Origin of the sequence: Pseudomonas sp. HMSC066A08, from assembly GCF_001813025.1 — a bacterium.
Taxonomy (GTDB): domain Bacteria; phylum Pseudomonadota; class Gammaproteobacteria; order Pseudomonadales; family Pseudomonadaceae; genus Pseudomonas; species Pseudomonas aeruginosa.
On record NZ_KV811212.1, the window covers coordinates 1 to 628 of the forward strand.

Below are 628 nucleotides of genomic sequence, written 5' to 3' on the forward strand. Positions count from 1 at the left end.
AAGGAGCTGACCCATGGCTAAGCCGAATGATACGTCCAACCCCGAGGTAACAGAATCGTCCCCCCGCTTCGTCCCGCTGCTACCCACCTCCCAGGCCGACATGTGTCCGCGTAGCGCCACCCTGTACGTGGACACCCATGCACTCCCCGCGCACTTGTTCGACAACGCGAAAGGGCGCTTGAGGTCGGCAATCAATGTCCTGGCCATGACCCGTTTGCTCGATGAGAAAGAAGAGCCCGGCGGCACCCTGGCCTACATCAACGGTGCGTTGCTGTCGCTGCTCAGCGATGCCTTGTCCGAAATCGAGGCGGGCCACCCCAGCCTGTAGCGCCGCTCCCCGGCGCGACGCCCCCGGCCTGGCCGGGGGCTTTGCGGCATCGCCCATCACAAGACCTCTCGCCCTCGAACGGCGCGGTTGACCGACGTCCCGGCCCTCGCGAAACGGCCTCCAATTGCCCGAAGCTTCCGACCCTTTTTTCGGACGATTTCTTACGCCCTTATAAATCAGTAAGTTAGGAGGCCTCGAAAAAAGAGGGTCTCTGGCAGGAAAGGCTCGGTATTTCTTTTTCCTTCAAATGGTTATAGGTTTTCGGAGCTAGTTCACTGCCGTGTAGGCAGCTAAGAAAAG

1 protein-coding gene is annotated in these 628 nt (G+C 59.9%); it reads left to right on the plus strand.

The window, feature by feature from the left end:
- Nucleotides 1–13: 13 nt before the first annotated feature.
- Nucleotides 14–328, plus strand: a complete 315-nt coding sequence (locus HMPREF2886_RS02075; RefSeq protein ID WP_033973662.1) for a hypothetical protein — start codon at nucleotides 14–16, stop codon at nucleotides 326–328.
- Nucleotides 329–628 lie beyond the last annotated feature (300 nt).